Genomic DNA, 1,291 nt, shown 5'->3' with positions numbered 1-1,291 from the left:
CGTCATCGCCATACCTGTTTCAGGGTACTTCGCCATCATACTGGTCAATACGGCTGTCATGATCACCGTCATCGGCCCCGTGGGCTCTGAGATAAGTGTATTTGAGCCACCAAATAAGGAGGCAAACAAGCCAACCATTATGGCGCCCCAAAGGCCAGCTTCTGCACCCGCCCCTGAAGCAACCCCGAACGCCAACGCCAAAGGGAGAGAAATAATGGCCGTGGTCACCCCGCCAAATATATCCCCTTTGAAATTGATATCTTTAAAACGACTACCGAACACCGTTTAGCTCCCTGCATTAACTTCAAAATTAAATAAGTAAAATGTCATTACTTTAACGAGGAATGTGAAAAATTAAACCATAAATAAATTATGGCTTAATTCGTTATCTAATAAGCGGTCTGAATTGTACGAATTTATTTCCAAGAACACGTCAGATGAGTCCTGTCTGACGCATATTTAACGGGATCGAAATTGTAACATTGTGTATAGTTACAACGCTGATCGCTTGATATGTTTCAATTGCGATGAGTGCTTTTGTCATTTAAGGGAAGTAGTTTGCAAGATGCCGGAAATTAAACAGTTATTTGAGAATAATTCAAAATGGTCGGAAGAAATCAAATCTGATCGTCCTGAATATTTCGCTAAGCTCGCCGAAGGCCAAAAGCCTGATTTTCTTTGGATTGGCTGCTCCGATAGTCGAGTACCCGCAGAACGATTAACCGGCCTTTACTCCGGTGAATTATTTGTTCACCGCAATGTTGCAAACCAAGTCATTCACACAGACCTCAATTGCCTTTCCGTTGTTCAATACGCCGTTGATGTACTCAAGGTGAAGCACATTATTGTGTGTGGTCACTACGGTTGCGGCGGTGTTAACGCAGCGATAGATAACCCTCAACTCGGGCTTATCAATAACTGGCTACTGCACATCAGAGATCTTTACTTCAAGCATCGTTCTTACTTAGATCAAATGCCTGTTGAAGATCGTGCCGATAAGCTTGGTGAAATTAACGTTGCAGAACAAGTTTATAACCTAGGCAATTCAACCATCATGCAAAACGCGTGGGAGCGCGGGCAAGATGTCGAAATTCACGGTGTCGTATACGGAATTGAAGATGGTCGCCTTGAATATTTGGGTATTCGCTCTAATTCTAAAGAGACCGTTGAAGCATCGTACCAGAAAGCACTGTCGACGATTTTAAACCCTGACAATAAGCTTCTGTGTCGCTAAGCCATAAAATCTGAATAAATAAAAAACGCCCATTTATATGGGCGTTTTTTTGTATTT

2 protein-coding genes are annotated in these 1,291 nt (G+C 42.6%); one reads left to right on the top strand and one right to left on the bottom strand.

Annotated features, from left to right (window positions below; translation table 11 throughout):
- Positions 1 to 282: SulP family inorganic anion transporter (locus R7Q47_RS24995; protein WP_318089995.1), on the bottom strand; the 282-nt coding region annotated here is incomplete at its 3' end.
- Positions 283 to 565: 283 nt separating this feature from the next.
- Here R7Q47_RS24995 and can point away from each other — a divergent pair.
- Positions 566 to 1,234, top strand: a complete 669-nt coding sequence (gene can / locus R7Q47_RS24990; RefSeq protein ID WP_005462578.1) for a carbonate dehydratase — start codon at positions 566 to 568, stop codon at positions 1,232 to 1,234.
- Positions 1,235 to 1,291: the final 57 nt, after the last annotated feature.

This window comes from Vibrio sp. Vb0349 (assembly GCF_033338975.1).
The sequence above is the reverse complement of the archived record's forward strand: the minus strand, read 5'-3'. Positions and strand labels throughout refer to the sequence as shown.